Source organism: Pseudomonas sp. SWRI50, assembly GCF_014269095.1.
Classification (GTDB): Bacteria; Pseudomonadota; Gammaproteobacteria; order Pseudomonadales; family Pseudomonadaceae; genus Aquipseudomonas; species Aquipseudomonas kermanshahensis.
Genome location: NZ_JABWRW010000022.1, coordinates 26,008 through 51,922 on the forward strand (window position 1 = coordinate 26,008; position 25,915 = coordinate 51,922).

Genomic DNA, 25,915 nt, shown 5'->3' on the forward strand with positions numbered 1-25,915 from the left:
TTGATAGGCCATTAGCCCCAGGGCTCATTCCATCTGGTAGGTAAGGTTTAGCGTCACGCGTGGCCCGCGGCTCAGGCTATCCAGGGCAACATCCGCCAAGGGTTTCGCGACTTCCACCGCCAAATTGAAGTAGCGCCCATCCCCCAACCGCAGCCCCAGCGCAGCGGACGCCATGTGGGCATTCTCGACATTGCTGCGGTTGTACCAAGCCTGCGCAGCATCGAGTACCGCATAGGGTTGCAGCACCTTCAGCCAGTTGCCGTTGGGCCGAACACTGTAGCCAAGCTCGTACGCTACCCCCCACCCCTTGTCCCCCGCTGCCTGGTCGCGTGGATAACCGCGGCCGAAAGTTTGCCCGCCAAACACCGCCCGCTCGCTGTCGGGCAGCGTGTCGTCACTCCAGTACAAGGCACCAGACGCCACCCCCTGCCAATCATTGAACAACGCGTCGCTCTGCAACCCCGAGAGGCGAAATCGCAGAAAGTCCAGGTCATAGTCGGCGTCGCTGCGTGCCCCCAGGTAATCCAGGCCTTGATAGACACCGGCACTGACAATACGCAAGCGACGATCGTCGGCCTTGCGCCAACTGCCTTCAAATGACACTGCGCGTACGTAGCTGTCGTACTGGTGTGACGGCAACAGCCCCGCAGGCCGATCTTCGAGGTGCTCACTGATCGCGTAGAAGCGCCCCGCCACCGTCATCCACTCATCCGCCTTGACGATCAGCGGCTGGCCAAGGCCAACCGAATAACGCTCGCTTTCACGCTGCTGAGTCAAATCGCTGCCGTCCTCCAGCCGAATTCGGGTGCCCGGCGTGCTGCGATAGCGCGAGGCAGACACCAGCAACTGGCTGCCTTCAGCATCCAGGTACTGGCTGTAGTCCAACCGCTGGTAATGCGCCTGGTCATCGCCGGGCGGCAGCAACACGCTTGCCTGAAACTGCTCGGCATAGCGGGTCTGGGCGTTGCTGGTGACGGCGAACAGCGCCTGGGCGTCCTCACGGCTGCCATCGCTTACGGTAACGCCAGCGGCGAACGGCGTACGCCGCGCGTGGACCGTGAGCTGAGCGGCGCCCTCAGGCGACTGCGCCGCAGCCAATTCAGCGTCCACCACCACGCCGGGAAGGCGCTCGGCGAGGCCCAGGTAGCGATCGAGTGTTTCCCGCGTCAGCGGGCGTTCCGCCTGCAAGCGCTGCAGCAACTGCTGCAGGTAGGTGCGGGCCGAGCCGATGTCGCCTTCCAGCTGGTACCCATGGATATAGCCCTCGACCAAAACCACCTCAACACGGCCGTCAGCGACATCCTGCGGCGGGAGGTAAGCGTACGACAGCAGGTAGCCTTCTTGCCGGTAACGTTGAGTAAGGCGCGCGGTGTACTGCTGCAACTCGCCCAGCGTGGTTTCACGCCCGATCAACGGCTGGTAGTGGTCACGCAGGTCACTCAAGGGGAACACCGTCCCCCCTTCGAAGCGCACCTTGTGCAACACCAGGCGGGTCTCCAGCGGCGCCCAGCCTGCCGCGCTGGCGTTCGGCAGCGCCAGCCGCAGGTGTGGGGCAAGTGGGCGGTAGGCGTCCAGCGGCAGGTTGGCGGCGGGCAGGCGACGCTCGTTTTCGTGGCTGTCGAGAAAGCCCGGCAACGGCTCCGCGCGGGCCATCACGGCCCAGGGCAGCAACAAAAGAGGCATGACCAGAGGACGCATAGGACGCTCCATGATCCCTCGTGTACCGGGGCGCCAGCCGGTCACACCCGTCTTGTGCAAAGCGTAGGTGCTGGCCCGGCAATCGTCGAACGGCTACTCGCTGACCTGAAACGCCACCCGCGCGGTCTCGCCACTTTCATCCAGCGCGCTGAGCTCGATTTGCCCGGGCCGTTCGAAACGTACCAGCAGGCTGTCCTGGCCTTGGGTCTCGCCCAACGGCTGACCATTGAGGAACCACCAGCGCCGCCCGCCGCCGCCCAAGGCGGAAACGTGCAATTGCAACGGTTCGCTGCTGGTTGCCGGACGGCGCAGGTTGTCCCCCGGGCGCACGCCGACAATCGACAGCGGCGGTGCGCTGGCGGGCGCCTGCGGTGGGCAGGCCGGGTCTACTGCCGGCAGGCGCGCTGCACGCCGTTCGACCCTGGGCAGCCAAGGCTCCAGCGGGGCGGGCCAGAGCGCGATGTCGCGTACCTTGGCCCCCGGGCAACTGCCGTCGACCCGCAGCCCTTGCGCATTGACCCAGACGCGCTCACGCAGGCCCAGCCCGAGCGGCTGATCGGCCGCCTGCAAGGTCGGCGGTGTGGTGCCGTCGAGGGTCCAGGCAAAGCGCTGGCGGCGGCAGTTGGGGTCTTGCCGATTCATCGGCTGGCCCAGCGGCCAGCAGATGGCTGCCACGCCGATGGTAGGGGGCACCTGCTCGACCGGCACGCTGATACCGCGCTGGGCATCGCGATTGCTTAGCAGGTCATGCACCTGAAGCATCAACGGCGCCGCCGAGGCCAGACCGAACTGCCCGGGTACCGGTGTGCCGTCGGGGCGGCCGATCCATACACCAATCAAGTAGCGCGGGCCGACCCCAATCGACCAGGCGTCACGAAAGCCATAGCTGGTACCGGTCTTCCAGGCCAGTTGCGGGCGCTGCACCAGTTCGGCGTGCGGGTCGCGGTCAGGGCGTGCCTGGCCGCTCAGAATACGCCGGATAATCCACGCCGCCCCTGGCGACAGCAGGCGTCGCTCTACCAGCGGGTCCTGCGGCTGCAGGCGGATGCGCGCACTGTTGCCGGCCCGTGCCAGCGCCGCATAACCGCCGACCAGGTCTTCCAGGCGGCTGCCCGCCCCCCCGAGGATCAACGACAAGTTGGGCTCGGCCAAGGGCGGCAGCATCAGCGGCATGCCGGCCATGCGCAATTGCGCGGCGAAGCGTTTCGGGCCATATGCTTCCAGCAACTGAACGGCCGGCAGGTTGAGCGACAGCGCCAGTGCCGAGCTGGCCGACACCGGCCCGCTGAACCCCATCGAGAAGTTGCCGGGCCGATAGTCGCCGTAGCGCCTAGGCACATCCTGCAGCAGCGATTCGGAGTGGATCAGGCCGTCATCCAAGGCCATGCCGTAGAGGAAGGGTTTGAGCGTGGAACCGGGCGAGCGCAATGAGCGCACCATGTCGACGTGGCCGAAGCGGCGTGCGTCGCTAAGGTCGATCGAACCCAGGTAGGCGCGCACTGCCATGGTCTGCGCCTCGACCACCAGGATCGCCGCCGACGTGCGCTCCGGCAGGCGTGCGCGCCAGCCCAGCAGCAGGTCTTCGAGGCGCCTTTGCAAGGCTGCGTCTAGGGTGGTGCGGATTAGCGGTGGGCTATTCGCCGTGTTAAGCCGCCGCGCCAGCAACGGTGCCAGTGCCGGTTCCTGACGTGGCGCCAGCAGCAAGGGCTCCTCGGCAGCTTCCTTGAGCTGCTGGGCTGGCCAGACCTGGTATTCCTCCAGGCGCTGCAGCACTTTGTCGCGTGCACGCTGGGCACGCTCGGGGTGGCGGTCCGGGCGCAAGCGGCTGGGTGCCTGGGGCAGCACCGCAAGCAGCGCCGCCTCGGCAGGTGTCAGGTGTTTGGGCGATTTGCCCAAGTACGCCCAGCTGGCCGCTGCCACGCCCTGCAGGGTGCCGCCAAAGGGTGCACGGTCGAGGTAGATCTGCAGGATTTCGCGCTTCGACAGGTGCCACTCCAGCTGCGCCGTACGCCATAACTGGCGCAGCTTGCCGGCCAGCGTCCGGTCATGCGGATCGAGCAGGCGCGCCACCTGCATCGACAACGTACTGCCCCCCGACACCACGCGCCCTCCGCGCAGGTTCAGCCAGGCCGCACGGGCCAGGGCCAGCGGGTTGACCCCAGGGTGGCGATAGAACCAGCGGTCCTCGTAGGTCAGCAGCGCCTGCAAGTACAACGGCGAGACCTGTTCCGGGCTGACCGGGTAGCGCCACACGCCATCGGCGTCGGCAAAGCGCCACAACGGCGTGCCGTCTTCGGCCAGCACCACCCGCGCCAGGTCGTCGCCGGGCATGGGCAACGGCCAGATACGGTCGGCCAGCCACACCAGGCCAACAGCCAGGACCAGGGTGATGGCGCTACCACGCACAATCCTGCCCGCACGCGTGCGCGGCCGCGCTAAGCTTGGCATCGGGAACCGACTTGGCCAACTGATGGCCAAAGGCTTGGGAACGGCAACCTCGCCGGTGTGTTGATCAGGAAGCAACTATGCATGTAGAAGATTTTTTCGGGTGGCTGGGCCACGCACTCGGGTCGTTGATCCGCTTTATCGTCGACGCATTGAGCGGGCTGTTCAACCTGCTGGCCAATGCCGGCGGCAATTTCATCGATGGCCTGGCACGCACCCTGGGCATGGACACCTCGCTGGTCAGCATCCTTGCCCTGGTCGTCGGCCTGATGCTGCTGTACTCGGCAATCCGCGCCTTCATGCGCGCTTCGATCATCCTCGGGATCATCTGGTTGGTGCTGGGGTTGTGGGTGATGAGCTGGGTGATTCACTAAAGGCCATCGCCGCACCTCGCAGTGTGTGTGTGTGTGTGTGTAGGAGCAGCCTTGTGCTGCGAAGAGGCCGGTACAGGCAACAGGATTTTCGTTGCTCATACCGGCCTCTTCGCAGCACAAGGCTGCTCCTACAAGAGGCAGGCTTTTAGCGGGCTTTGACGGTCATCTCGCCTTGCCCATCGCCCACTGCCTGCAGGTTCGGGCGGTACATCGACTCGACCTGCGGCGGCGGCACACGGTAGGTGCCCGGGGTTACTGCCCGCGCCAGGTACAGCAGGTGCGTGGTGCCATAGCTGTCCAGCTTGAGCGCTGCGACGTAACGGTCATCGCGGTACTCCTGGTGCAGCACGCTGGCGTTCTGCATCGACTCACGCCACGCCTTCACGGCACTGCTGGCGTTCTCCAGGCTGGCCGCACTCTGTGCCAGGTTCTGGTTTTCCAGCTCAAGCCCCGCTGGCAGCAAATCCACCACCAGCGCATCCGGCACACGGTCCTCGGCCTTGAGGGCCAGGTGCACCAGCACCAGGTCGCCGCTGCGCAGGTTGTGCAGGTCCAATGCCTGGCCGTTCATGCCCAGGTACTCACGACGAATCTGCAGACCATTGCCACCGGCTGCCGGCGCCTGGCGCGGGTAGCCAGACAGCGTCAGCTGCTGGTAAAGCGTCTCGCTGCCTTCGTTTTGCACCGTCAGCGGCGACGCCAGCAGCGGGCCTTCGAGCTTGAGGCCGGTTTCGGCATTGTTGAACTCGCGGATCTCACCCGCGCTATCCAGACGCGCCTGCCACTTGCCTTCCGGCTTGCCGAGCAAACCACGGCCAGCGAGGAACAACGCGTTACGTTCCTGGGTCGACAGCCAGCGGTTGGCCGCCAACTCGTCCGACAGTGCGAACAGGCGTTGGTCGACCTGCTTGCTGGCCAGGTTGCTCTCCTGCAACAGCGCCAGAATCAGCGCCTGGTCACGCAGGCTGCTGCCGTAGTCAGCCATCCAGCCTTTGCTGCGGCCAATACCCAGGCCGGCTTGCAGGGCCTGCTCGGAACGTGGCTTGTCGCCCATCTTCTCCAGCGCTACCGCCAGTTGCACCAGCGGCAAGCCGGAGCGGGCGTCGGCACGGCGTTCGAAAAGCCCGCGCAAGGCACCCAAGGGCGCCTGCTGGCTGCGCGACAGAACCAGGGCAGCATAAGCCTGCACGGCGAAGCGGGTATGGTCAGCGTTCTCGCTGTAGTCGACCTCGATCAGGTTGCGTTCCTGCAGGTAGCGCAGCAAGCGCTCGTTGGCCTTCTTCAGCGCCTCGGCGGGCACGCCGTAGCCCTGGTCACGGGCGCGCAGCAAGAAGTCGGTGACGTAGGCGGTCAACCAGTACTCTTCTTCACTGTCCGAACTCCACAGGCCGAAGCTGCCGTTGTAACGCTGCATGCCCAGCAGGTGCTCGATGCCCATTTCGATCTTGCGCTTGCGCACGTCGGCCGGTTCGCCCTTGATCCCCAAGCGTTTGAGGCTTTCGGCATCGGCGTAGAGCGACGGATAAAGGCCGCTGGTGGTCTGCTCCAGGCACCCATAGGGGTAGGCTTCGAGGGCACGAATCTGTTCGGCCAGGTTCAGCGGCGGCCGGCTCGACAAGACCAGGCTGGCTTCAAGGCCCGCCGGTTCGAAGGCGGCCAGGTCCGCCTCGGGCAACGCCCATGGCTGGTCCTTCAAGGCAACCCGGTAGTGCTTGAGCATCGCCGGATAAGCCGGGCGCACACCCAAGGTCCATTCACGCTCGAAGGCCGTGACCGGCTCGTTTGGCAGTTGCAGGCCATTGACCCGCACGCGCACCTTGCCCTGCCCCAGGCCGCCTTGGGCCTGCACCGGAATCATCAGCGTGCGGCGCTGGCCTTCGTCCAGCGCGACGCTTTGCACCGCACTCGCAACCAGGCTCAACTGGCCTTCGGTGCTGATCTCCACATTCAGTTGCTGGGCGCGGCCCGACAGGTTGGCCAGGTCCAGCGCCAGGCTGGTGCGGTCGCCACCGGCCAGGAAGCGCGGTGCCGAAAGCTCGGCGATCAGCGGCGCAGCCACCACCGTCTTGCCCTCGGCCACGCCGAAGTGGTCTTCGGTCCAGGCCTGCGCCATCAGCCGCAGTTCGCCATTGAAGTCGGGGATGTCGACCGTGGCCTGGCCCTCGCCCTTCTCGTCCAGGGTCACCGGCAGGCTCTGCTGCGCGACAATGGTCACCGTGGTGTTGGGGCGTTTGCCACCCTTGGCCATGGCCGCGTCACCGCCAAAGGCCAGGCTGGCGAGGCGGCCCTGGCCGGCCTCGATCAACTGGCCGTAGATGTCCAACTGGTCGGCGCCATACGCTTTGCGGCCGAACAGGCTGGTGAACGGGTCAGGGGTCTTGAAGTCGGTGATGTTGAGGATGCCGACATCAACTGCCGACAGCAGTACATGCACCTGCTGCCCCGCAGCCACGGGGCTGCCATCGGCATTGGCCACCTTGAACTTGACTGTTAACGGCTGCTTGGGCCGCATCTTCTCCGGCGCCTGCAAGCTGACCGCGAGCTTACGCCCGGCCCGGTCGAGTGGCAGGTGCAACACGCCCACCGCGCGTTTCGGTGTGGCATTGGCCTTGCGCTCGCCGGGGCGAATCACCAAGGCGCTGATATACAGGTCGTGGCGTGCCCACTTCTTGTCCAGTTGCACGTCGAAGGTCTTGCCTTCGGCCGGCACCTCGATCTCTTGCCACCACAACGGGCCATCGCTGGACTCGATCATCAGGTAGCCGCTGCCGGCGGCAGGCGGGGTCACCGTGACTTTGGCGGTGGCGCCATCGGCGTAGGACGGTTTGTCCAGGGCCAGCTTGACCTGGTCCGGGCGTACTGCGCCGCCTTCGGCGTTGTCCTGGGCGCGATAGCCCGCCCAGAAGCGCTCGCTGGACACCAGGCCAGTCTCTGGGTCTTCGACCTCGACCCGGTAAGGGCCCCACTCGACCTGGAACGACAACTTGGCGGTCGAGCCGGCCTTGACGCTGACGGTCTCTTCGCTCTGGGTGAGGAATTTCTCGTTGTAGTTGTAGCTCCAGCCGTCGCTCTGCGAGTAGTTCCAGTAGTAGTCACGGCGCTCGCGAATCAAGCGCACCTTGAGGTCATTGGCCGCCAGCTTCTTGCCATCACGGTCGGCCACCAGGAACTCGAATTCCACCGGGCCGTCACTGTCGGTTTCCTCGCCTTCGAACAGGCCGCGCAGGCCCGGCAAACGTTCGGCAGGCCAGATCGGCTGTTCCAGGCGACGGGTGATCGGCCGGCCACCAGACTCCTGCAGGCTGGCCTGCACGGTCAGTTGCAGTGGCGAGCGGGCTTCGGCCCAGCGGCTTTCGATATCGACCACTGCCTTGCCGGCCTGGTCGAGGGTGACTTCGTCCAGCTCCAGGTCCTGGTTCAACTCGGTTTCGGTGACCGAACCGAACTGGTAACCCGGCAGCGCCGGCACCGCTTCGCGCAACGGACGCACGTAAGCTTGGCCACTCAGCCGGTTACCCGCAGCCGGCGCGCCGTATAGGTAGCGGCCATTGACCTGGATGTGGGCGTCCTGATCAGGCGCAAGCGGTGCGCTGCTGCCTTTGAGCTCCAACGCCAAACGTTCGGGGAGGAAGTCTTCGACCAGAAACTCGTAGACCTGCTTGCGCCCGCCCCCCAGGTCGAGCAGCAATTGCCAGCGACCGGTCGGCGCCTCGCTGGCCAGTTGCAGTTGGTACTGGTAAAGGCCACTGCCATCCGCCTCCCAAACAAACTTGCGGCTGACCTGCTCATCAGGGCGACGCACTTCCACACTGACCGGCTGGGCCTTGACCGGCTTGCCATCCTGGTCGCGCAGCAGGCCGTTGAGCAGCACGGTCTCACCCGGGCGATACAGGTCGCGCGGGCCGAAGATGAACAACTGCAAAGGGTTGGCTTGCGGGCCGGTGATATCGAATTCGGCCAGGTCCAGGGCTGCAGTGTTCAGGCGCAGCAACGTGGTGTGCACGCCTTGCGTGGCAATCAGGGTATCGGCCTTGGGCGTGATCGGCAGTTCGGCGTGGCCGTCGCCATCGGTCTTGGCCTGGGCCAGTAACTTGCCCTTCTCGTCATGCACCTCGAGGTTGACGTCTTTCATCGCCTTGCCGCCGTCCAGGGCTTGGGCGAACACATCGAGGCGGTCGCGGTAGCGGTGCGCAGAGACGCCGATGTCACTGAGGCTGAACAGGGTTGCAGGCTGCGAGTAATCGTAGGTGCCCGAGGCACGCATCACTGCCAGGTACACGCCCGGTTCCTGCAGCGGCTTGATCCCGGCGATCGGCAGCAGCACGGTCTCGCGGGTGTTGCGCGCGGGGTTGAGATCGAAGCGGCCGCTGTAGACCAGCTCGGCCATGTCCAGGGTTTCTTTGGACTGGTAGTAGTACAGGCTGCTGTTACGCCCCCAGTTGACCAGGAAGGTCGAGAGCATCTCGGGCTTCACGCGGAAGAACTCGACATCGACCTTGTCGACGTTCAGGGCGATCACCGGCAAGCCCTCGGCCAGGCGCGTGGGCAGCAACGAACCGCGGCTGGCAAAGCCGATGGTCGGCTGCATGTCGCGGGTTTCCAGGCGGGTGACCGACTCGCTGTCGAGCGCGTTGCCATTGACCGCCAGCAGGCCTTTGTCGACCGTGAGCACCAGCTTGCGCTGTGGCTCCAGGTGGCGCAGGCGCAGCTCCATCTGGTTGTCGGAGAGTTCCCAGGCCCCGTCGACCTTGCCTTTGACGGTGTCGACCAGGTGCAGTTTGCCGGCGAAGTCCTCTGTGGCATCCAGCGGCGCGGAGAAGCTGATCGACAGCGCGCTGGCGCCGTCGAGCTGCACTTCCGAGACGTCCAGCACCGTGAGCGCCCGGCCCTCGTAGCGCTTGGCGAGCACGGCAGGGTCTTCGCGCTTGGCCGCTGGGGCCTCCTCGGGCGCGGTGGCTGCCGGTTTCTCGGCCGGCGCGGGTTTGCCCGGCGCGGAGGAGTCACAAGCACTGAGCAAAGCCAGCGCGCAGGCCAGCAACAATCCTTTGTTGAACATGGAGTAGGAACTCTTAGGCAGCGTGTACGTGAGGGCAGCAACTATAGCGCAACGACGAGCGCGTCACCCGCCGTGTAGCGCCAGGTGAGACCGCGTTCGCGCGAATTGGTTGCCTGGCCGGTACACTGTGGCACTGCTAATGCCAGGATTTGAAATGTCTCAACTGACCACCGACTGGCGCGACCGCCCTACCCACCGCAAGGTCTGGGGCCTGGCCGCACCGATGATCCTCTCCAACATCTCCGTACCCCTGGTGGCGCTGGTCGACAGCACCGTCATCGGCCACCTGCCCCACGCCCACCAGCTGGGCGCTGTTGCCGTGGGCGCCACACTGTTCACCTTCATGGTTGGCCTGATGGGCTTTCTGCGCATGGGCTCGACCGGCTTCGCAGCCCAGGCTGCTGGGCGCGGTGACGGCGCGGCGTTGCGCCAGGTGTTGGTGCAAGGGCTGCTGCTGGCCCTGGGCTTTGCCGTGGTCATCGGCCTGTTGGCGCTGCCCTTCAGCCAGTTGGCGCTGCACGCGATGCAGCCCAGCGCGGCGTTGCAGCAATCCACCGAGGACTTCTTCCACACCCGCCTGCTCGGGCTGCCTGCGGCACTGGCCAGCTACGCGCTGGTCGGCTGGTTCCTCGGCACCCAGAATGCGAGGGCGCCGCTGGCCATCCTGCTGACCACCAACCTGCTGAACATCATCCTCAACCTGTGGTTCGTGCTCGGCCTGGACTGGGGGGTGCTGGGTTCAGCGCGGGCCTCGGTGATCGCCGAGTGGAGCGCCGCACTGCTGGGCCTGGCCCTGACCCGCCCGGCCTTGCGCGCGTACCCCGGGCACATCGCCTGGGCGGCGCTCAAGCGCTGGCAGGCCTGGAGGCCGCTGCTGGCCGTCAACCGCGACATCTTCCTACGCAGCCTGGCATTGCAACTGGTGTTCCTGTTGATCACCGTGCAAGGCGCCCGGCTGGGTGAAGCGACGGTGGCAGCCAACGCCCTGCTGCTCAATGGCCTGCTGCTGACCGCCTACGCGCTCGACGGGCTCGCCCATGCAGTCGAGGCCTTGTGCGGCCATGCCATCGGCGCCCGCGACCGCGATACGCTCCGCCGCTCGCTGGTAGTAGCATGCGGTTGGTCGCTGATCACCAGCGTTGGCTTTGCCGGGCTGTTCCTGCTGGGTGGGCACCTGTTCATTGACCTGCAGACCGATATCGACAGTGTGCGCACGGCGGCTTACCCGTACCTGCCGTACTTGGCGGTACTGCCGTTGATTGCGGTGTGGAGCTACCTGCTCGACGGGTTGTTCATCGGCGCGACGCGTGCGCGGGAGATGCGCAATGCGATGCTCGCGTCGGTGGTGATTGCGCTGCCGGTGGCGTGGGCCATGAGTGGGTTTGGCAACCACGGCTTGTGGTTGGCGTTTCTCGGGTTCATGGCATTGCGGGCGGTGACGTTGGGGTGGGTTGGGTGGCGGTTGCAGCAAAAGGGGCTGTGGGTTCAGTGATTTTGGGGCCGCTTTGCAGCCCATCGCTGGCAAGCCAGCTCCCACAGAATCACTGCATGGCCCGAGCCACGTGCAATACCTGTAGGAGCTGGCTTGCCGGCGATGGGCCGCAAAGCGGCCCCGGCGATTACGAAGACAAGTACGAAGAGCGGGTCAGCCCCAGGCGCAAGGCATCGAGGAACTGCGTCCGCTCGCGGGCGGTGATCTTCGCGCTGGCAACCTTGTCGCGGTAGTGAGTCATCAACTCCTCCGGCGACAGGTGCACGTAACGCAGCATGTCTTCGATGGTGTCGTGGGTCTCGATACCGGCGTGGTACACGCTGCCATCGGCATTCTGGTAGATGTTCACCGAGTCGGTATCACCGAACAGGTTGTGCATGTCACCCAGAATCTCTTGGTAGGCGCCAACCAGGAACACGCCCAGCAGGTAGTCCTCGCCCTCATTGAGCGAATGCACCGGCATGCTAGTCTCGATGCTCTGCTCGTCGACGTACTGGTTGATCTTGCCGTCGGAGTCACAGGTCAGGTCTTGCAGCACCGCGCGGCGCATCGGCTCTTCATTCAGACGATGCAGCGGGATGATCGGCAGTACCTGGCCGATGGCCCAGGTATCCGGCAAGCTCTGGAACACCGAGAAGTTGCAGATGTACTTGTCGGCCAGCTTGTCATTGAGCTCGTCCAGCACCTGGCGGTGCGAACGCTGGCGCGCCTTCAGCGAGTTGTGCAGGCGACGGCACACGGCGAAATAGCACTGCTCGGCCAGGGCTTTCTCGGCCAGGCTGATCTTGCCATCGGCGTACTGCGCCGCCACGTCACCCATGTAGTGGGTAGCGCGCCAGTAGGTCTCGGTGACCATCTCGATGTCGGTCGGGCCCAGCAGGTCGGCCAGCCACTGCACGGTCTCGGGCAGGGCTTCCTTGTTTTCGATGGTCGGCACGTCGTCGTTGTGTTTTTCGACGTCGGTCACCTGGATCACCAGCATGGCATGGTGCGCGGTCAGCGAACGGCCGCTCTCGGAGAAGATGTGCGGGTGCGGCAGGCCCTGCGCGTCGCAGAACTCCTTGAGCATGCCCACCACCACGCCGGCATAGTCATCCATGTCGTAGTTGATCGAGCTGGCATTGCGCGAGTGAGTACCGTCGTAGTCCACACCCAGGCCACCGCCGACGTCGATGTGGTCGACCGGCAGGCCCAGTGCACGCAGCTCGCCGTAGTAGCGGATGGCTTCCTTGAAGCCGTGCTGGTAGTCCGCCAGGTTGGCGATCTGCGAACCCATGTGGAAGTGCAACAGGCGGATGCCCTGGTCCAGGCCGGCATCGCGGAAGCGCTGCACCACCGAAATCAGCTGCGCAGCCGACAAACCGAACTTGGACTTCTCGCCACCGGTGTCGGCCCACTTGCTCGACGCCAGCGACGACAGGCGCACGCGCAAGCCGACCTGCGGCTTGACCTTGAGCTCGGCGGCCTCCTCGATCACCAGGGCGACCTCGGATTCCTTCTCGATGACGATGAACACGTTGTGGCCCAGCTTCTGGCCCATCAGCGCCAGGCGGATGAACTCGCGGTCCTTGTAACCGTTGCAGACGATGGTGCCGCCCTTTGGCGCCAGCGCCAGCACTGCCAGCAGCTCGGGCTTGGAGCCGGCCTCAAGGCCAATCGAGACGTTCTGCGTGGCGATGATGTTTTCCACCACCGCTTCCTGCTGGTTGACCTTGATCGGGTACAGCGCGGTGTACTGGCTCTGGTACTCGAGGCGCGCGATGTTGGCGTCGAAGGCACCGGTCAGCTGGCGTACACGGTCTTGCAGGATGTCGGGGAAGCGCACCAGCAACGGCAACGACAGGCCGCTCTGGCGCAGTTCGTCGACCTGCTCGAACAGGTCGATCGGCGCGCTATTGGGGCCATTAGGGCGTACTTCGACGCGCCCGGCTTCATTGATGGCGAAATAACCAGCGCCCCAATGGCGGATGCCGTAAACACTGCGGCTGTCGGCCACGGTCCATTGGCTACCATCGTCTTTGCGTGTGCGTCGTACGGACATTCAAGTCCCCTATAGATAAGTCGAAAACACTGCCCCAACGAAAAGGGCCGGCGCAGTGTAGAAGCTGAAAATGACGATTCGTCCGGTTCAGGGGTAGACCCTTCCAACAGGAACGAGTTTAGAAAGCACTGGGCAAAAAAACGCGCGACGGCCTCAGCCGCCCGACTTTTTCGCCTTGAAACCCTGTTTGGTCAGCTCGCCGATCAACAGCTCGACATGGTCGCCCTGAATCTCGATAACCCCGTCCTTCAAGGCGCCACCGGTACCGCAGCGGCGCTTGAGCGTGGTGGCCAGCTCCTTGAGCTGATCGAGGGGCAGCGGCACACCGGTGACGGTGGTCACGGTCTTGCCACCGCGGCCTTTGCTTTCCCGGCGTACGCGGGCAATGCCGTCGCCTTCGGGGATGATTTGCTGCTTGCAGGTGCAGGCATCCACCGGCTGGCTACAGTCAGGGCAGTGCCGACCGGCATCGGTGGAGAACACGAGACCGCCAAGGGCGGAAAAGGAAGAAGCTTTCTTGGCCACTTTTGTTCCTCTGTGCTGAGGACAAAAACTGGTCGGCGGGAGCCGACCGCGAAGCCCCACTCTGGCAGGGGCGGCGCTACTGCCGCAAGATCTTGCGACAGCCCGAAAAGGGCGCGCAGTGTAACGATAAATCAGGGGATTGCTAAGTACTGGAATGCGCCATTTTGCGAATGTTTTGCGACCCTTCGCGGGCAAGCCCGCTCCTACAGGTACTGCACGGTTCTTAAAGGCTCCGGTAAACCTGTGGGAGCGGGCTTGCCCGCGAATAGGCTGCAACGCCGTGCAACTAGGGCAAGCTGGCTTTGTACCGCTGCAACGCCGCCAACGAGTCCGGGCAATACGGCTTGGTGTGGCTTTCTTGTTCCGCCTGCGCCAGGCTGATGAACCGCGCCTCGCTCACCTCTTCCGGCTGCAAGCGCAACGGTGCATCGGACACCGCCGAATACACCGCACACCACAAGCGGTTATCGGGTTGGTCGAAGTAGAACCGTTCATGAAAGCGCAACGCGACGCCGTCGATACCCAGTTCTTCGGCCAACTCCCGCGCAGCCGACTCGGCGTAGCCCTCGCCCGCCGTCACCATGCCGCCCGCCGCCACATCCCAAAAGCCTGGGTACAGCGCCTTGCTCAAGGTACGCCGGTGCACGCACAACTCCCCGGCGCTATTGAACAGCAAGATGAACGTGCAACGGCCAATCAGCCCGCGCTCGCGCAACTCTGCCCGGGGCAAGGCGCCGAGCACCTGGTCGGCTTCGTCGACCCAGGCAACCAGCTCACGGTCGGAAGCCGCCCGATGGGCGGCTTCTTGGGTGCTGATGGCCACGATCACCCCTGCGACAGCAGCTGACGCAGGTCGATGACCGCAGCGTTGGCCCGGGAGATGTAGTTGGCCATGACCAGCGAGTGGTTGGCCCACATGCCGAAGCCGCTGCCATTGAGCACCATCGGGCTCCACAGTGCTTCCTGCGAGGCTTCCAGCTCACGGATGATCTGGCGCACGCTGACCGTGGCATTCTTTTTCGCCAGCACATCGGCGAAGTCGACCTCGATGGCGCGCAGCAGGTGCGACAGCGCCCAGGCCTGGCCACGGGCTTCGTAGAACACGTTGTCGATCTGCAGCCATGGGGTTTCGACCAGCTCTTCGTCAACCTGCGGTGCCTGGCCAGGTTGTACCGACTCGGTCTTCAGGGTGGTGTTGAGCTTGACCCTGCCAACGCTGGCCGACAGGCGCTGCGACAGCGAACCCAGGCGGGTAGCCACATCGCCCAGCCAGTTGTTCAGGTTGTCGGCACGGGTGTAGAAGATCGCGCCCTTGTCGCCAGCGGCCAGGCGGGTCTGGTAGCGGTTCAGCGACTTGATGCCTTCTTCGAACTCAGACTCGCTCGACGGCAAAATCCAGCTCTTGTTGTCGAAGTTGAAGCGCGGCTCGGCCTTGGCCAGGTCGGCGTCTTCAGTGGACTGCGACTGCGAGCGGGCGAAGTCTTTGCGCAACGCGCGGGACAAATCGCGGACCTGGACCAGCACGCCGTATTCCCAGCTCGGCATGTTGTCCATCCACAGCCCCGGCGGGAAGCGGTCGTTGGAAATGTAACCGCCCGGCTTGTTCAGCAAGGTACCGGCGACGGTCTTGAGGGTTTCGATGGTGGTATAGCCGATGACCATCTGCTGGCCATTACGCTCGGCCGCAGCCTGGGCGTTCTGCTGCACCGGGAACAGCTCCGGCTCCTGGCTCCAGTACCAGCCCAGGCCGATACAGACCAGCAGATACAGGCCGATCAGAGTACCCAGGGCACGGCTCCAGAGGCCGCCCAGGTAGCTACGGGCGGCGGCGCCACGGCCATCAACACGCTCGCGGGGTTCGGCTTTGGCCTCGCGGTTTTTCCAGTCCAGCATGGCATTGTCCTTAATCAGTCAAGACGGTTCAGAGGCTTGGACCCCAGGCCTTCGCCAGGGTGCCACGGCAAGCCCGCATCGCTGCACTATAAAGCAGACACTGCCGTACGCATAAGCGACCAGTGGGTCAGTAACTGAATATTCGTTCTAAACGCTTTGTTGATGGAGGGCACTCACCCAACGGAAAAGAGCTGCTAGCATAGAGCCATCATCGCACCTGCACACCACCCACCCAAAAGTAGCCAGGACATGAGCCAAGCAGTCGATCCGAGCCACCAGTGCCCCGCCCAGCACCTGTCGCGTCCCGGCCTGCGCAAGGATGACCCGCTCAACCCGGTGCCCCTGCCGCCCCTGCGCAAGCCTGTATACATCCTTTTGCAGGACCATGAGCGCGCCCAACGCCTGGCCCAGCAGCTGGAGTTTTTCGGCCTCGGTGTGCAGGCCTTGTTCAGTGCGGATGCGTTTCGGGCTTCGCTCAGTGAATGCCCGCCTGCGGCGGTGGTGATGGATGTCGACTTCACCGGCAGCGGCCAGGGCCTGCGCTTGGCCGCCCAAGCTCAGCAAGGTGTGCCGCAAACGATTCCGCTGCTGTTCTTCAGCCACCACGAAACCGATACCCCGACCCGCCTTGCCGCGGTGCGCGCTGGCGGCAAAGAGTTTCTGACCGGCACCCTGGAAGCCTCCAGCCTGCTGGAGAAGGTCGAGCTGCTCACCAGCACCACCCCGCTCGACCCGCTGCGGGTGTTGATCATCGACGATTCACGCACCCAGGCGCTGCACACCGAACGAGTGCTGAGCAGCGCGGGCATGATCACCCGCAGCCTGACCGACCCGATCCGCACCATGGCGGAACTGGCCGACTTCCAGCCGGACCTGATCATCCTCGACCTGTACATGCCCGCCTGTACCGGCCCGGAGCTGGCCAAGGTAATCCGCCACAACGACCGCTATGTCAGTGTGCCAATCATTTACCTGTCGGCCGAGGACGACCTGGACAAGCAGCTCGACGCCATGAGCGAAGGTGGCGATGACTTCCTCACCAAGCCGTTCCGTTCGCGCCACTTGATCACCACCGTGCGCAACCGCGCCGCCCGCGCCCGCCACCTCAAGGCACGCATGGTGCGCGACAGCCTCACCGGGCTGTACAACCACACCCATATCCTGCAACTGCTCGAAGATTGCAGCTTCCGCGCCCGGCGCGAGCAGCAGCCCTTGAGCTTCGCCATGCTCGACATCGACCGATTCAAGAAGATCAACGACCGCCATGGCCATCCCATGGGCGACCGGGTGATCAAGAGCCTGGCACTGTTCCTCAAGCAACGGCTGCGCAAGACCGACTTCATCGGGCGTTATGGCGGCGAAGAGTTCGCCATCGTCATGCCCAACACCGCCCTGGATGCCGCGCACAAGGTATTGGACGAAATCCGCCGGCGTTTTGCCGAGATCCTCTATCCGGCGCAGCCACGGGACCTGAACTGCACGTTCAGCGCGGGGGTGGTGCAACTGGACGATGAGCTGGATGCGCTGACCATGGCCAGTGCAGCGGACGAGGCGTTGTACCGGGCCAAGCACGCGGGGCGTAACTGCGTGGTTCGGGTGGAGCCTTAACAAGGCAAAGTGCCATCTTTTTTTACATCAGGACACAGACGTCATCACTGCGTAACAAAATCGCAATAACTTCAGGCGCTTACCTCTCCCACTCCCCGCAGGAAGTTCGCGGCTATGCGCCTGAAGTGGCTGACCAATTTCAACACCCTGTTGCTGGTAACCGTCTGTATCGCCCTGGCCGTGACCTTGTGGTGGTCACAGCGTGCCCTGGAGCGCCCCTATCAGATGATGGAACGCTACCTGGGCCTGTCCCAACAGTTCCAGAACCAGGCAGCGCACAACATCCAGGCCTACCTGGCCAATGGTGATGCCTTGCGCCATGCCGCTGCGATGGAGGCCAACCAGCAGTTGCAGACGGCATTGGCCGAATGGCCCGACGCGCTGGCCGCCAAACTGCACCCCAGCCTCGACAGCCTGCAGGCCTTTACCGCCGAAGAACTGCTGGCGGCCGGCAAGCTGGCCGGCGACCCGCAAGCGCTGCTACTGCAAGCCGAGCGCGAACTGGGGGCCAACTTCGAACAACTGGCCAATTACGCCCGCGACAGCGGCAGCGCCGAGGCCAACCGCTATCTGCTGCCTGTGCTCGACGCCACCGTGCACTTGGGCCGCCTGTCGCTGGCCCGGGACAAACTGGTCAGCAGTGGCCGCCCTGAACTGGCCGACGAAGTGGAGCGCGAGCTGCAACTGATCCGCGCCCAGGCCCAGGCCCTCGACAGCTTGCCGTTGCTGGGTGTTACCCGTGCAGCCGAGTCCAATGCCGATGATTTCGCCGCCCTGATGGGCCTGGAAACCCAGGCCAGCGCGCAGCAGGAAGACATTGCCGTCGCCCTCAAGCGCGAACTGCAGAGCCTGCTCACGCGCTACCCGACCGAACTGCAACGCACCCGCGAGCAAATCGAGCGCCGCGCCGCCCTGGCCGCCAGCACGGGCCAACGCCTTGAAGCGGTGCAGCAGGCCATCGCCGGCCTGGAGCCTGAAGTCCGCGGGCTGCACGCCAAGATCGCCGCCGAAGTGCGTATCAGCCAAGGCCTGATGATCGGCCTGATCCTGCTGATCGCGCTGCTCATCGACACCCTGCAGCGGCGCTTGGCGCGTACATTGACCAGCCTGGCGCCGGCCCTGTCGCACTGGGCCGAGGGCGACTTCGCCAAGCCGATCGCCCTGGGCAAAACCAACCGCGAGCTGCACGACATCCAGGAGTCGCTCAACCGCCTGCGCCACTACCTGGTGGAACTGGTCGGCACCATCCGCCACAACGCCGAACAGGTGGCCGGCAGCAGCCATGCCCTGGCCGGTATGAGCGCCGCCCTGCACGACGGTGCCGAGCGCCAGGCGGGCGACACCGGGCAGATTCGCGACGCGCTGGGTGAACTGGAAGCGACCATCCAGCAAGTGGCCGGCGATGCCAGCGCGGCTGCCGACGCCAGCCGCGATGCCGGCCGTGCGGTGGAGCACGGCCAGGCGGTGATTGGCCAGAGCTTGTCGGGGTTACGCGAACTGGTGGACGAAGTGCAGGGTAACGCCCGCATGATCGAACAACTGGCTGAGGAGTCCGCCACCATTGGCGGCGTGTTGACGGTGATTCGCTCGATTGCCGAGCAGACCAACCTGTTGGCCCTGAACGCCGCGATCGAAGCTGCCCGCGCGGGCGAAATGGGCCGTGGCTTTGCCGTGGTGGCAGACGAAGTGCGCTCCCTGGCGCAGCGCACCACAGGCGCAACCGGCGAGATCCAGACACTGATCGACCGCTTGCAACAAGCCGCCAGAGGCTCGGTGGCCGGCATGCGAGCGCAGTTGGAACATGCCGAAGCCACCGCCGACCAGGCCCAGGCCGCAGATGGCGCGCTGGACGAGATTGTCCGCGCCATTCGTACCATTGCCGATACGGCGGTGCGGATTGCCGATGTCACGGCCCAACAGAGCGGTGCGGTGAGCGAGATTCGTGACCATAGCGAGCGGATTCACGAGTTGGGCGAGGACAATTTGCAGCGCATTGGCGAGGGGCGTGAGCAAGGGGAGCAATTGCTGAGCCTGGGCAGCGAGCTGAGCACGGCGGTGCGGGCGTTCAGGGTGTGAGCGTTTGCCTGGGCCGGCACTTTCGCGGGGCAAGCCCGCTCCCACAGGGTGACCTCTGCACTTGAAGTTGGCGTGAACTTGTGGGAGCGGGCTTGCCCCGCGAAAGGGCCGGTACAGGCGAATCAGCCATCGGCCATGTGTCGTTCCCCCGGTCGACACACGCCAAATCAAGACCAACTCCGCTATCATGCCCAGCACGTTCCACGTCGCGAGTCCGCCATGCGCCGCCTGTTTCTCCTGCTGTTCCTGCTGCTGGCCAGCCCTGCCTTCGCCACGGGCCTGCTCGACAACCGCCCCAGCGCCACCCTCGGCGCCGCTTCGCTGTCCAACGCTGCCGATTTTCTGCCCGTGCACGAAGCGTTCAAGCTCAGCCTGATCCAGGCCGATGCCCAGAGCATCAAGCTGCGTTTCGTCGCCACCGAGGGCTACTACCTCTACCGCCACCGCTTCAATTTTCGCACAGAGCCGGCCGACGTGGCCGTGGGCACGCCCAACATCCCTAAAGGCGAAGCCAAGCACGATGAGTTCTTCGGTGACGTCGAGGTGTACCACGGCGTGCTCGACATCGAGCTGCCACGCACCGACCCTCGCGCGTTCACCCTGCTGGTGGGCTACCAGGGCTGCGCCGACAAAGGCCTGTGCTACCCCCCGGAAACCGCGCGCCTGAGCATCGATGGCGAAGGTGGCACCCCCAGCGCGGCACCGGCCACAGGTGAACAGGCCTGGAGCTGGAAATCCCTGTTGCTGTTCTTCCTCGCTGGCGTCGGCCTGACCTTCACCCCTTGCGTGCTGCCGATGCTGCCCATCCTCTCGGGCGTGGTGCTGCGTGGCCAGGCTAACGGCTTGCGCGGCCTCGCGCTGTCGCTTGCTTACGTTGTATCGATGGCCGCCAGCTTCGCCGTGCTGGGCGCGCTGATGGGCCTGTTCGGCGCGGGCTTGAACCTGCAGGCACGGCTGCAGTCGGCCTGGGTGCTGGTGCCTTTCGCGTTGTTCTTCGTGGTGTTCGCCCTGGCCATGTTCGGCCTGTTCGAATTGAAGCTGCCACAGGCCTTGAACAATCGCCTGGACTCGCTCGCCCACCGCACCAAAGGTGGCTCGCTAGTCGGCGCGGCAGTGCTGGGCGTGCTTTCCAGTTTGCTGGTGTCGCCCTGCGTGTCGGCGCCACTGGCCGGTGCCCTGCTTTATATCAGCGCCAGCGGCGATGCCCTGGGGGGTGCGCTGAAACTGTTCGCCCTCGGCCTGGGCATGGGTGCGCCGTTGCTGCTGGTGGCTACCGGTGGCGCAGCCTGGTTGCCGAAGAGCGGCCCATGGCTGAACACGGTGAAAAACGCCATCGGTGTGCTGTTGCTAGGGCTGGCCATCGGCTTGCTCAGCCGCGTGCTGCCTGGCCAGGTGACGTTGCTGCTGGTCGGCTTCCTGGCTGCCGGCGTGGCGCTGTTCCTCGGGGCCCTGGAATTCGTCATCAAAACCCCGCGCCAACGCCTGGCGCAATTGCTCGGCCTGGCGTTGCTGGTCTACGCCCTGGCCTGCTGGTACGGGGCACTGAACGGCCAGGGCGACCCCCTGCGCCCCTTGCCTGCCCCCGCCGCGGCCACGGGCAGCGCCAGCCCGGCCGTCAAGGCCGATGCCTGGCAGACCCTCACCACCCCCGCCGCGCTCGACGCGGCACTGGCCCAGGCCAAGGCCGCGGGCCAGCCGGTGTTGCTGGACTGGTACGCCGACTGGTGCATCAGCTGCAAGGTGATCGAGCACGAAGTGCTCAATGCGCCGCAGGTGCAATCGCAGCTGAGCGCCTTCAAACTGCTGCGTTTCGACATCACCGAGAGCAACGCCGAGCAACGTACGCTGCTCGACCGCTACCAGCTGTTCGGCCCGCCTGCGCTGCTGTTCTTTGCGGCGAACGGCAGCGAAATAACCGCTGATCGGGTCATAGGCGAGATAAACACCGCCGATTTCGCCGAGGTTCTGACGCGCGTGCGCGGCAAACTCGGTCTATAACTTCCGGCGAGCTGCGAAAAATCCTCAAGACAGTGACCAGATTTAATTATCCGGTCACATACTTCGCGCGAATCTCGGACATCGTGCTGGCTATTGCCGGGAACTGGACACTTGCCGTCGCTTTACGGCACACTCGCCGCGCTGTGTCGAATTGCCCTACAAATCCAAGGAATCCGCAGATGGCTACGCTACTGGTGCTTCACGGCCCCAACCTCAACCTGCTCGGTACTCGCGAGCCGGGCCACTACGGCGCCGTGACCCTGGCCCAGATCAACCAGGACCTGGAGCAACGTGCCCGCGCCGCGGGCCACCATCTGCAGTACCTGCAGAGCAATGCCGAATACGAACTGATCGACCGCATTCACGCCGCACGCAACGAGGGTGTGGACTTCATCCTGATCAATCCGGCTGCTTTCACCCACACAAGTGTCGCATTACGTGACGCATTGCTTGCGGTGAGCATCCCATTCATCGAAGTGCACCTGTCCAACGTGCACAAACGCGAACCGTTCCGCCACCACTCCTACTTTTCCGATGTGGCCGTAGGGGTGATTTGCGGCCTGGGCGCCAGCGGGTATCGCCTGGCCCTGGAGTCCGCGCTGGAACAACTGGCTGCCAACGCACAGCCCTGATGACAGAGACCCTGGCCTAAGTGGGCCAGGGTTTGAGAGAAACGTTTTAGACACGTTTTCAATTACGCCCCCTGACCGAACCTTTGGGAGTTGATGATTAATGGATATCCGTAAAGTCAAGAAACTGATCGAACTGCTGGAAGAGTCTGGCATCGACGAACTGGAGATCAAGGAAGGCGAAGAGTCGGTCCGTATCAGCCGTCACAGCAAGACCCCAGCTGCCCAGCAGTTCTACGCACCCGCCCCAATGGCTGCTGCCCCTGTCGCTGCTCCGGCCGCTGCTGCTGCTGCTGCCCCTGTCGCCGAAGCTGCTGCCCCGGCGCTGAAAGGCACCGTGGTTCGCTCGCCAATGGTCGGTACCTTCTACCGCAAGCCATCGCCGACCTCGCCTAACTTTGCTGAAGTTGGCCAGTCGGTGAAAAAAGGCGACACCCTGTGCATCGTCGAAGCGATGAAGATGATGAACCACATCGAAGCCGAGATCGGCGGTGTCATCGACGCCATCCTGGTAGAAGACGGCCAGCCGGTTGAGTTCGACCAGCCGCTGTTCACCATCGTTTGAACCGCGGAGAGCCAACGATGTCTGCGAAGCTCGAAAAAGTCCTGATCGCCAACCGCGGGGAAATTGCCCTGCGGATCCTGCGTGCCTGCAAAGAGCTGGGCATCAAGACCGTCGCCGTGCACTCCACGGCTGACCGCGAACTGATGCACCTGGGCCTGGCAGACGAGTCGGTCTGCATCGGTCCCGCGTCATCCAAGGATTCGTACCTGCACATCCCGGCGATCATCGCTGCCGCCGAAGTGACTGGCGCCACCGCGATCCACCCGGGCTACGGCTTCCTGGCCGAAAACGCCGACTTTGCCGAGCAGGTAGAGAAATCCGGTTTCGCCTTCATCGGCCCGAAAGCCGACACCATTCGCCTGATGGGCGACAAGGTTTCGGCCAAGGACGCGATGATCAAGTCGGGCGTACCGACCGTACCAGGCTCTGACGGCCCGCTGCCGGAAGACGAAGAAGTCGCCCTGGCGATCGCCCGTGACGTCGGCTACCCGGTGATCATCAAGGCCGCCGGTGGCGGTGGTGGTCGCGGTATGCGTGTGGTGCACAAGGAAGAGGACCTGATCTCCTCGGCCAAGCTGACCCGTACCGAAGCCGGTGCTGCGTTCGGCAACCCGATGGTCTACCTGGAGAAGTTCCTGACCAACCCACGCCACGTGGAAGTTCAGGTACTGTCCGACGGCCAAGGCAACGCCATCCACCTGGGCGACCGTGACTGCTCGCTGCAGCGCCGTCACCAGAAGGTTCTGGAAGAAGCGCCAGCACCGGGCATCGACGAGAAGGCCCGTCAGGAAGTCTTCAAGCGTTGCGTCGATGCGTGCATCGAAATCGGCTACCGCGGTGCAGGTACTTTCGAGTTCCTGTACGAGAACGGCAGCTTCTACTTCATCGAGATGAACACCCGCGTACAGGTTGAGCATCCGGTGTCGGAAATGGTCACTGGCATCGACATCGTCAAGGAGATGCTGAGCATCGCCGCTGGCAACAAGCTGTCGTTCCGCCAGGAAGACGTGGTGATTCGTGGTCACTCGCTGGAGTGCCGGATCAACGCCGAAGACCCGAAGAAGTTCATCCCGAGCCCAGGCAAGGTCAAGCACTTCCACGCCCCAGGTGGCAACGGCGTTCGCGTCGATTCGCACCTGTACAGCGGTTATTCGGTTCCGCCGAACTACGACTCGCTGATCGGCAAGCTGATCACCTACGGCAAGGACCGCGAAGAAGCCATGGCGCGCATGCGCAATGCTCTGGACGAGATCGTCGTCGACGGCATCAAGACCAACATCCCACTGCACCGCGACCTGGTGCGTGATGAAGGTTTCTGCAAAGGCGGCGTCAACATTCACTACCTCGAGCACAAACTGGCCAGCCAGGAGTGATCGTGTAGTGTGATGTACCAAAACCCCGGACCTGTTCCGGGGTTTTTTTATGGGCTTTAGGGGTGTGTTGCCTGTGGAATCGAGCGCCGCCCGCGCGGCGCTCGATTCCACAGGCGCTGAATATCCTGAGACAAACCCATCACCCTTTCATTCTAGGCATCTCGATCCGGTGCTCATGCACCCGCCGATACAGCGTCGCCCGCGATATCCCCAACGCCCGCGCCGCATCAGCCGGCTTCCAGCGGTGCCGGATCAGCGCATCGAGCAACAGTTGCCGAGCCGGGCTGCTGGCATCCACCTCAGCAGACGCCACCGCATCGCCGCGTACCTCCTGCGGCAAATCCTCAAGGCGCACCCACCCGCCCTCACTCACCGCACAGGCATAACGCAACACCTGCCGCAGTTGGCGCAGGTTCCCCGGCCAACGGTAAAGCAGCAGCGCCTGCAATGCATCGTCCGCCAACACCACCTCTACCCGGCACGCTTCGGCTTCTTCGGCTAACAGTTGATGAATCAAACCCAGCCGATCCTCCCGCTCACGCAACGGCGGCAGCGCGAACCGGGCGTTGGCCAGGCGGAAGTACAGGTCCTCACGAAAATGCCCATCCGCCACCATTGCCGCCAGGTCCCGGTGTGTCGCACAGATCACCTGAATATCCACCCGCTCACGCCGCGCCGCGCCCAAGGGCGCCACTTCGCCCTCCGCCAGCACGCGCAGCAGCCGGGTTTGCAGGTTCAGTGGCATGTCGCCGATTTCGTCGAGAAACAGGGTGCCGCCATCAGCTTGCTGTAAAAGCCCTTGCATACCTTTGCTGGAGGCGCCGGTAAAGGCCCCGGCTACATAGCCGAACAGCTCGCTCTCGATCAGGCTCTCAGGGATGGCCGCACAGTTCAGCGTGACGAAAGGCCCCTTGCGGCGCTGGCTTTGCTGGTGCAACTGACGGGCAAAAACCTCTTTGCCCGAGCCAGTCTCGCCTTGCACCAGCACCGCCAGGCTACAGTCCTTGACCCGCGTGGCCAGGCGCAGGTGCTGCTCGATGCGCGCGTCCTGTGCCTGGCGCAAAGGCTGCGGGCGCGGGCGCCGTTGCGGTGCGCTGACGCGGCCATACAGTTCCCCCCAGCCTGGCAAGCGCTGGGCCGAGGCCTCGTTACTGCAGCGCAGTTGGCCCAGGTCGAACAGCTCGCCGATATGCTCAGGCAAGCGGCCAAGGCGCTCCACCAGGCGCTGCCGAGCCAGGCTGTTGATTGCCTGCAGCCGACCATCGGCATCCCAGGCCAGCAGGTAGTCGGGCTGGCTTTCGACATAGCCCGGCGTGCCATGCGCGCGCATCACCCAATGGCCCTGGGCACTGTGCATGAAGAAGGCGTTTTCTATCTCGCGCGCGGTCTGCTCGACCAACTGCCGAATCAGGTGCTGGCTGCGGCGGTCATCCGGGGATCGCAAGGCCGAGACATCCACCACACCCAGCAGCTCGCCCAGTGGGTCGAATACCGGTGCCGCCGTGCAGGTCAGGCCAATGAAGGCGGCGCGAAAATGATCGCGCTTGTGCACCGTGACCGGCGCCTTGCTGGTCAGCACCGCCGCCACCCCGCACGTGCCCTCCTCGCCTTCCGACCAGCAGGTGCCCAGGTACAACCCGGCCTTGCGGCAGTCATTGCGGATGGCGGACTCGACCCGGTAATCGATGGTCTGCCCCTGGGCATCGGTGAGCAGCACGCAATAGTCGGCGCCGCGGACCTGCTCATGCAGCCGTGCCACGGCGTCGCCGGCGATGCGCAGAAACAGCTCGGCACGTTCGCGGCATTCGTTGAGCAGGCTTTGCGAAAGGATACGTGGGCCCTGCTGGGAGCCTGGGTCGAGGCGATACAAGTGCATGGAGCGGCGCCAGGAGTCGAGGATCAGCGGCGGCACCGGTGCCTGTGGCAGACGGTCGGCGTTTTTCAGCACCCGGCTGACGCAGTCGACATGGGCTCGGGAGTTCGCGGCAAGCATTCTGGCCCTCCGGTTCTCATTGCTGTTTTTATCGTTGTGCGGCCATTAAGCGCTTCCGGGCATGCCCCGACAAGCACTGTGTGAATACCGGCTCGCTTGAGACGCAGCGTCTCAGCGTCTCGGCAAAAGCCGCCGCAGCCTGGTACCCC

Annotated in this window: 16 protein-coding genes; 8 read left to right on the forward strand and 8 right to left on the reverse strand. The window is 64.4% G+C overall.

The genetic code is table 11. The annotated features are described in order from the left end of the window. Positions 1-24: 24 nt before the first annotated feature. Both HU750_RS20750 and pbpC read right to left on the reverse strand, forming a co-directional pair. Complete coding sequence (locus HU750_RS20750; protein WP_186682096.1) at positions 25-1,698, reverse strand: ShlB/FhaC/HecB family hemolysin secretion/activation protein; 1,674 nt, start codon at positions 1,696-1,698, stop codon at positions 25-27. Positions 1,699-1,791: 93 nt separating this feature from the next. Next, positions 1,792-4,146 carry a peptidoglycan glycosyltransferase PbpC gene (gene pbpC / locus HU750_RS20755; RefSeq protein ID WP_186682098.1) on the reverse strand — a complete coding sequence of 785 codons (2,355 nt, stop codon included), beginning with the start codon at positions 4,144-4,146 and terminating at the stop codon, positions 1,792-1,794. A gap of 77 nt (positions 4,147-4,223) precedes the next feature. On the opposite strand from pbpC, the gene HU750_RS20760 reads away from it, so the two are divergent. Continuing rightward, on the forward strand, positions 4,224-4,517 hold the full coding sequence (locus tag HU750_RS20760; protein WP_027594960.1) for a hypothetical protein: 294 nt from the start codon (positions 4,224-4,226) through the stop codon (positions 4,515-4,517). Between the two features lie 145 nt (positions 4,518-4,662). On the opposite strand, the gene HU750_RS20765 is transcribed toward HU750_RS20760, so the two are convergent. Next, positions 4,663-9,573 carry an alpha-2-macroglobulin family protein gene (locus tag HU750_RS20765; protein ID WP_186682100.1) on the reverse strand — a complete coding sequence of 1,637 codons (4,911 nt, stop codon included), beginning with the start codon at positions 9,571-9,573 and terminating at the stop codon, positions 4,663-4,665. A gap of 154 nt (positions 9,574-9,727) precedes the next feature. Between HU750_RS20765 and HU750_RS20770 the strand changes: the two genes are divergently transcribed. Continuing rightward, positions 9,728-11,065, forward strand: a complete 1,338-nt coding sequence (locus HU750_RS20770; RefSeq protein WP_186682102.1) for an MATE family efflux transporter — start codon at positions 9,728-9,730, stop codon at positions 11,063-11,065. 127 nt (positions 11,066-11,192) lie between these two features. On the opposite strand, the gene speA is transcribed toward HU750_RS20770, so the two are convergent. The 4 genes from speA to HU750_RS20790 all read right to left on the reverse strand — a co-directional run bounded on the left by speA (position 11,193) and on the right by HU750_RS20790 (position 15,524). Continuing rightward, positions 11,193-13,106: an arginine decarboxylase gene (speA, locus tag HU750_RS20775; protein ID WP_186682104.1), complete on the reverse strand. Its 1,914-nt coding sequence runs from the start codon at positions 13,104-13,106 to the stop codon at positions 11,193-11,195. 153 nt (positions 13,107-13,259) lie between these two features. Then, positions 13,260-13,631 (reverse strand): translation initiation factor Sui1, encoded by a 372-nt coding sequence (locus tag HU750_RS20780; RefSeq protein WP_027594956.1) that lies wholly within the window; start codon positions 13,629-13,631, stop codon positions 13,260-13,262. Between the two features lie 286 nt (positions 13,632-13,917). After that, positions 13,918-14,454 (reverse strand): NUDIX domain-containing protein, encoded by a 537-nt coding sequence (locus tag HU750_RS20785; RefSeq protein ID WP_186682106.1) that lies wholly within the window; start codon positions 14,452-14,454, stop codon positions 13,918-13,920. Positions 14,455-14,456: 2 nt separating this feature from the next. Next, on the reverse strand, positions 14,457-15,524 hold the full coding sequence (locus tag HU750_RS20790) for a DUF2333 family protein (RefSeq protein WP_027594954.1): 1,068 nt from the start codon (positions 15,522-15,524) through the stop codon (positions 14,457-14,459). A gap of 249 nt (positions 15,525-15,773) precedes the next feature. On the opposite strand from HU750_RS20790, the gene HU750_RS20795 reads away from it, so the two are divergent. The 6 genes from HU750_RS20795 to accC all read left to right on the forward strand — a co-directional run bounded on the left by HU750_RS20795 (position 15,774) and on the right by accC (position 23,773). Then, on the forward strand, positions 15,774-17,132 hold the full coding sequence (locus HU750_RS20795) for a diguanylate cyclase (RefSeq protein ID WP_027594953.1): 1,359 nt from the start codon (positions 15,774-15,776) through the stop codon (positions 17,130-17,132). A gap of 330 nt (positions 17,133-17,462) precedes the next feature. Continuing rightward, a complete protein-coding gene (locus tag HU750_RS20800; protein WP_514132426.1) occupies positions 17,463-19,208 on the forward strand; it encodes a methyl-accepting chemotaxis protein in 1,746 nt (581 codons plus the stop codon). Between the two features lie 219 nt (positions 19,209-19,427). Continuing rightward, a complete protein-coding gene (locus tag HU750_RS20805; RefSeq protein WP_186682110.1) occupies positions 19,428-21,206 on the forward strand; it encodes a protein-disulfide reductase DsbD in 1,779 nt (592 codons plus the stop codon). A 179-nt stretch (positions 21,207-21,385) separates the two neighbouring features. Continuing rightward, the gene (aroQ, locus tag HU750_RS20810; RefSeq protein WP_008093086.1) at positions 21,386-21,838 is read left to right on the forward strand and encodes a type II 3-dehydroquinate dehydratase; all 453 of its coding nucleotides are present in this window, start codon (positions 21,386-21,388) and stop codon (positions 21,836-21,838) included. 100 nt (positions 21,839-21,938) lie between these two features. After that, positions 21,939-22,400: an acetyl-CoA carboxylase biotin carboxyl carrier protein gene (accB, locus tag HU750_RS20815; RefSeq protein WP_186682112.1), complete on the forward strand. Its 462-nt coding sequence runs from the start codon at positions 21,939-21,941 to the stop codon at positions 22,398-22,400. A gap of 17 nt (positions 22,401-22,417) precedes the next feature. After that, complete coding sequence (gene accC / locus HU750_RS20820; RefSeq protein ID WP_027594949.1) at positions 22,418-23,773, forward strand: acetyl-CoA carboxylase biotin carboxylase subunit; 1,356 nt, start codon at positions 22,418-22,420, stop codon at positions 23,771-23,773. A gap of 139 nt (positions 23,774-23,912) precedes the next feature. Here accC and HU750_RS20825 read toward each other — a convergent pair whose 3' ends face one another. Then, on the reverse strand, positions 23,913-25,766 hold the full coding sequence (locus HU750_RS20825) for a sigma-54-dependent Fis family transcriptional regulator (RefSeq protein ID WP_186682114.1): 1,854 nt from the start codon (positions 25,764-25,766) through the stop codon (positions 23,913-23,915). Positions 25,767-25,915 lie beyond the last annotated feature (149 nt).